Annotated in this window: 5 protein-coding genes and 2 pseudogenes; 5 read left to right on the forward strand and 2 right to left on the reverse strand. The window is 61.9% G+C overall.

The features are described from left to right. The first annotated feature begins 151 nt into the window (after nt 1-151). From EOA60_RS16255 to EOA60_RS39885, 5 genes and pseudogenes are all read left to right on the forward strand, one after another. On the forward strand, nt 152-1,264 hold the full coding sequence (locus EOA60_RS16255; protein ID WP_095824971.1) for a Gfo/Idh/MocA family oxidoreductase: 1,113 nt from the start codon (nt 152-154) through the stop codon (nt 1,262-1,264). Nucleotides 1,265-1,290: 26 nt separating this feature from the next. Beyond that, entirely contained in the window at nt 1,291-2,205 is a 915-nt protein-coding gene (locus EOA60_RS16260) for a sugar phosphate isomerase/epimerase (protein WP_095824970.1), read from the forward strand. Nucleotides 2,206-2,210: 5 nt separating this feature from the next. Further along, nucleotides 2,211-3,304, forward strand: a pseudogene (locus tag EOA60_RS16265) (fatty acid desaturase family protein). Between the two features lie 46 nt (nt 3,305-3,350). Beyond that, entirely contained in the window at nt 3,351-3,665 is a 315-nt protein-coding gene (locus EOA60_RS16270; RefSeq protein ID WP_095824968.1) for a MocE family 2Fe-2S type ferredoxin, read from the forward strand. A 3-nt stretch (nt 3,666-3,668) separates the two neighbouring features. Next, nucleotides 3,669-3,806, forward strand: a pseudogene (locus EOA60_RS39885) (3-methyl-2-oxobutanoate hydroxymethyltransferase); the annotation flags it as partial. Nucleotides 3,807-3,908: 102 nt separating this feature from the next. Here the strand turns inward: EOA60_RS39885 and EOA60_RS16280 are convergent. Continuing rightward, nucleotides 3,909-4,868: a glycosyltransferase gene (locus EOA60_RS16280; protein ID WP_095802322.1), complete on the reverse strand. Its 960-nt coding sequence runs from the start codon at nt 4,866-4,868 to the stop codon at nt 3,909-3,911. A 224-nt stretch (nt 4,869-5,092) separates the two neighbouring features. Next, nucleotides 5,093-5,598: aromatic amino acid lyase (locus EOA60_RS16285; protein WP_164899345.1), on the reverse strand; the 506-nt coding region annotated here is incomplete at its 5' end.

The raw sequence follows: 5,598 nt of genomic DNA on the forward strand, positions 1-5,598 counted from the left end.
GGCCAAGAAGTGATGCTCAGCTGGTCGCCGGAGAGCACGGTGCTGATCGCCGCGTAAGCCGGATCCCCGGTCCCTGATGGGAAATGATGGCGCGGCCCTTGGCTGACCGCCTGATCCTGGCGTTAAATCCAGTCCTCGACGGGAGGAATGGATGGCGAGCATGGATTTCGAGCCGGACGTGAAAGTCCGGGTCAAGGAGTACCGGATCGGCTGCATCGGCGCCGGCATGATCATGGCCGAGTGCCATCTCGCCGCCTACGCGCAAGCCGGCTTTCCGGTGGTGGCGATCGCCTCACGAACCAGGACGAATGCCGAAAAGGTCGCCGGCCGCTGGGGCATTCCGACCGTCTGCGATACGCCGGAGCGGCTGATCGAAGACAGCCGCGTCGAGATCGTCGACCTTGCCTTCCCGCCGGACCAGCAGCCCGCGCTGATCCGCCATGCACTGAAGCAGCCGCACATCAAGGCGATTCTGGCGCAGAAGCCGCTGGCGCTCTCGGTCGAGGAAGCGGTGAAGCTGCGCGACGAGGCGGCGGCCCCCGGCAAGATCCTCTCGGTCAACCAGAACATGCGCTACGACCAGTCGATGCGCGTCTTGAAGCAGATCATCGATAGCGGCGCGCTGGGCGAGATCGTCTTCGCCGAGATCGACATGCATGCCATCCCGCACTGGCAAACCTTCCTCGCCGGATATGACCGGCTGACGCTCGCCAATATGAGTGTGCACCACCTCGACGTGCTGCGCTTCCTGTTCGGCGACCCTGACGAAATCACGACGCTGACGCGCAGGGATCCGCGCACCAAGTTCGAACATTCCGACGGCATCACCGTTTCGACGCTGCGCTTTCCCTCCGGCGTGCTCGCGGTGTCGCTGGAGGACGTCTGGTCCGGCCCGCGTCAGCAAGGCTATTCCGACGACCAGCATATCGACTGGCGCGTCGATGGCACCAAGGGTGTCGCTAAGGGCACGATCGGTTGGCCGAAGGGCGTCGCCTCGACGCTGACCTACGCCTCGACAGAGACGACCGGCGGCAAATGGGTCAGCCCGAGCTGGGAGACGATGTGGTTTCCGCATGCCTTCATCGGCGTCATGGAGCAACTGCAATATGCGCTCAAGACCGGCACGCCGCCGGCGCTTTCCGTTGCCGACAATGTCAACACCATGGCGCTGGTGGAGGCCGGTTACCGGTCGATGGCGGAGGGCCGCACCATCAGGCTGTCCGAAATCCCTGTCGACCAGGCGACTAAGAAACAGGGCAATTGAATCGCTTATCGGGAGGACTTCACCTCATGATGCAGGCAGGTATCTTCACAGGCTATTTTCCGTATGAGCTCGAGGAGGTCGCCAGGCGCATCCGGGCGCTCGATTTCAACACCGTGCAGCTCGACCTGCATTTCAAGGATATCGACCTCTCGGCCGGACAGATCACCAGGGACAAGGCGAGGCGGGTGCGCGATACGTTCCGCGACCACAACCTGCCGGTTTGCTGCGTGTCCGGCTACACGAACATCATCCACCCGGACAGGGCCGAGCGCGAGCGGCGGCTTGCCTACCTGAAGGAGATCATCCGGAACGCGCGCGATTTCGGCTCGCCTTACGTGATCTCGGAAACCGGCACCTACAACACCGAATCCGACTGGGTGCATCATCCGAAGAACAAGACCGAGGAGGGTTTTGAGGAGTGCCGCAAGGTGATCTCGGATCTTGCCCAGACCTCCTACGACCACGGCGCGGTGTTCCTGCTCGAAACCTACGTCAACAACGTTGTCGGCTCGGTCGAGGAGACGGTCAGGATGTTCGCTCAGGTCGATCATCCCGGCCTCGGCCTGTTGATGGACCCGACGAACTATTTCGAGGCGCACAACATCGACCGCATGGATCAAGTGCTGAACCAGGTGTTCGACACGCTGACGGACAAGATCAAAATCGCGCATGCCAAGGATGTGAAGCGTTCGGGCGGCGACAAGACGGAGAAGCATGCCGACATCGGCGACGCGGAGGCGCATGAGGGGCTGACCTTCCGCGGCGTCGGCGAGATCGAACTGCCGGCGCCGGGGCTCGGCGCGCTGAATTACGATCTCTATCTCAAGCGTCTCAGCAAAAAGCACCCGAACATCCCGGTGATCATCGAGCATCTCGACGAGGAGGACGTGCCGCGCGCCAAGAAATTCCTCGACGGGAAATTCCGCGCCAACGGGCTTTAATGACGATGACGACCACCGGTACGAAGCGCGACTACAGCCTTGTCGGCGAGAGCACGCGGCTTGCGATAGAGACCGGACTTGCATCGGCCGAGTGGTACCACACCGACGTGCCGCGCAAGGTGATGAAGGAGCTGATGCAGCGTTGCGACGGGCCGGCGATCCGCGATAGCGTCATCTGGATCTCGGCGATCCTGGGCTCAGCCGCCGGTATTGTCTGGTTCTGGGGCACGTGGTGGGTCGTGCCATTCATGTTCGTCTATGGCGTGCTCTATGGCTCGTCGAGCGACTCGCGCTGGCACGAATGCGGGCACGGCACCGCGTTTCGCACGCGCTGGATGAACGATGTCGTTTATCACATCGCCTCGTTCATGCTGATGCGAAACCCGGTGCAGTGGCGCTGGAGCCATGCCCGTCACCACACCGACACGATCATTGTCGGCCGCGATGCCGAGATCGCCGTTATGCGGCCCCCGGACCTCATCAAGGCTGCGCTCGCCTTCACGGGCATTCTCGACTTCCGCTATTCGCTGCCCACGCTGGTGCGCCAGGCCTTCGGCAAGCTGTCGGACGACGAGAAGAGCTACGTCCCGGAGATGGAGCAGCATAAGGCGGTGATCGCGGCGCGCTGGCACATCGCGGTATACGTCGCGACGATCGCTGTGGCGATCGCGCTTAGGTCATGGATACCGCTGGTGCTGATCGGCTTGCCGCGGCTCTACGGCACCTGGCACATGGTGACGACCGGCCTGCTGCAGCATATCGGGCTGGCCGACAACGTCACCGACCATCGGCTCAACACGCGCACGGTTTACATGAACCCGATCAGCCGGTTCATCTACTGGAACATGAACTACCATGTGGAGCATCACATGTTCCCGATGGTGCCCTATCATGCGCTGCCCAGGCTGCATGACTTGATCAAGCACGATTTGCCGGAGCCGAGCCCGTCGATGTGGCATGCCTATCGCGAGGTCTGGCCGGTGCTGGTCAGGCAGCTGAAATACGAGGACTATTACCTCAAGCGCGAATTGCCGCCGACGGCCAAGCCTTACCGCGGCGATTCCACGATCTCGACATAACGGCTGCGGCTGCCGAATAAGGTCGGTGCGCGCGGCAGTTGTGCGAACCCAATCAGGAGAAGGACGATGGCGGAGTGGGTCGAAGCTTGCGCGGTCGACGAGGTGGATGAGGAGGACGTGATCCGCTTCGACCATGGCGGCCGCACCTTCGCGATCTACCGCTCGCCTGACGACGAGTTCTTCGCCACCGACGGTTTCTGCACGCATGAAAAGGCGCATTTGGCCGACGGGCTGGTGATGGACGACATCATCGAATGCCCGAAGCATAATGGCCGCTTCAACTATAAGACCGGCCAGGCCAAGGGCGCGCCGGTCTGCGTCAACCTCAAAACCTATCCAGTCAAGGTCGAGGCCGGCAAGGTGATGATCGATATCGGCTGAAGGCAAGCGGAGCGCATCGCGGCGTTCTCGGAAAATGTCGGCGACGTCAACAGCGGCGCCTATCCGGAAGACCGGCACATCGTGCATATGGATCCAGACGAGCTCAGGCGTTTCATGAAGAAAGTGGACGCAAGAGCCTGAACGGGCACTGCGATGGGTCTGCCTGGGTTCGCCGCCAAGTGCGGCAGGTATTGGGCCGGCCTCGCGGCCCGAGCCGGTAAGCTTTCGTCGAGAGATCGGCGCCTATTTCCGTAGCTTGACCACGCCCATCAGGACCTCCGGATAGGTTGCGGCCATCATCCCCTGATCGGCCTGCGCGGCAAAAATGGCGGTGCACCGTTCGGCGCTGAATCGGAAACGGCGTCTGTATTTTTCCTTGTTGAGAATGATCCCGGAGAGGCCGTCGAATTTGCGGAGCAATCGCTTGCGCAGACCTCTCGTCCAGAGCGGACGCTTGAACCGATCGAGCCAGGGCGTATCTTTCGCCAGGTTGCGATAGATCGCCATCGCGGCGAGTTCCACTCCTTCAGGGCTTGGCCACCACGGCTTTCCGAAGGTGAAATGACGCGCGAAGGCTCTACTGAAGGGTATCTGGCTGGAATAGTTGGTCTGCAGATTCCAGAGCGGATGCATCGTTTGCCAGCGTCCGGCAAACGCTATGTTGAGCGCTCCCTGATCGAGCTTCGGTACCCGCCGCAGCGCCAGTTCGCGCGCCCGCTCCAAGAGCCCCTCGGCGCGGATCATTGGCATGTTCAGCACCAGTATGCCGGCGTTGAAATGCGATGAGCCGGGCTCCATCTCAAGAGACTCACGGCAGCTCGGATCGAAATAGGTCTGTTCGTCATGGGCCGCCAAGAGTGGGGCATTCAGTTCAACATCGGCCAAGTCGGTGATCGACCGGTTGAAGATAACATCGGTGTCCACATAGACGAGCCTGTCGTAGGGCTCGAATACCGCCAGCTTGTCGGCAAGCAGGCGAATGTAGGTTGCTACGCTGAGGTGACCGGGATCGAAATCGAATTCCTTCATGAGATCGGACACGTCGACGATCTTGACGGCAGCCCCGAGCAATCGGTCCGCGACCGGCAAATCCTCAGTTCCGGCGCCGATATGAAGGATGAAACCGTCGATAGGCGCAGATACGTCCAGTATGCGCCGCGCGCCCAGAACAGCGTATGGGAAATTTTTTGCGTCTGCCGCCAAGACGAAGCAGGAACGATGCAATTGAGCCACCCCTTATATGCCCTTGGCTCTTCATATCCGAACTCATCGTGCAACCCAAGAGGGTGCCGAGGGCGCCGTCCGGCGGGCCCATAAGCGGCGGAGCCCGGCCATCCGATTCGGGGCGAGCGGCCAGTTGGCCTGAGGGTTGGCTTGGGCGGGTGGTGATCTCGATCGTCCGCAACGATGCGGTGCACTGATCTCGTTTAGTCGAGCAGTATTTGGTGCACCGCAGGGAGCCAATACCCGTCGGCGAGCACCGCATGGAGCGCATCGGCATGGGATCCGAGCGGCCGGTCTTCCTTAAGCGTCGGCACATGGGCGCGGACGGCCGCGTGGATCGCGCTGGTGGCCGGCGCAAGTGTCAGACCTTCGCGAAGATCGACGGCCTGTGCGGCGGCCATAAGCTCCAGGGCGATCAGCCGCCGCCACAGTACGATCATCTCGACGCATTTGGCGACGGCGAGGGGAGTCTGCGTCGCATGATCCTCAACACCTTCGGACACGGGCAGGAAGTCGAGCATCACCGGATTGGCCTTGTGGCGGATGGCGGCCAGGATCGCCGTCACCGTCTTCTGCAGCGGCACGAAGCCGGCGGACGCGCCGCCGATTGGCGACAGATATTTCGGCAAGCCGTGGCGGGTTGAGCCGGTGAGCTGGATGAAGCGCGCGGCCGACGCCGCCGCGCATTGCGCAATCGCCAGACCTAGCG

The sequence above is a fragment of the Mesorhizobium sp. M1A.F.Ca.IN.020.06.1.1 genome, from assembly GCF_004023265.1.
GTDB lineage: Bacteria > Pseudomonadota > Alphaproteobacteria > Rhizobiales > Rhizobiaceae > Mesorhizobium.

What these genes read in the sequence shown, in the direction of transcription:
- EOA60_RS16255 (WP_095824971.1), top strand. Translation starts at nt 152, where the DNA reads ATGGCGAGCATGGATTTCGAGCCGGACGTGAAAGTCCGGGTCAAGGAG.
- EOA60_RS16260 (WP_095824970.1), top strand. Translation starts at nt 1,291, where the DNA reads ATGATGCAGGCAGGTATCTTCACAGGCTATTTTCCGTATGAGCTCGAG.
- EOA60_RS16270 (WP_095824968.1), top strand. Translation starts at nt 3,351, where the DNA reads ATGGCGGAGTGGGTCGAAGCTTGCGCGGTCGACGAGGTGGATGAGGAG.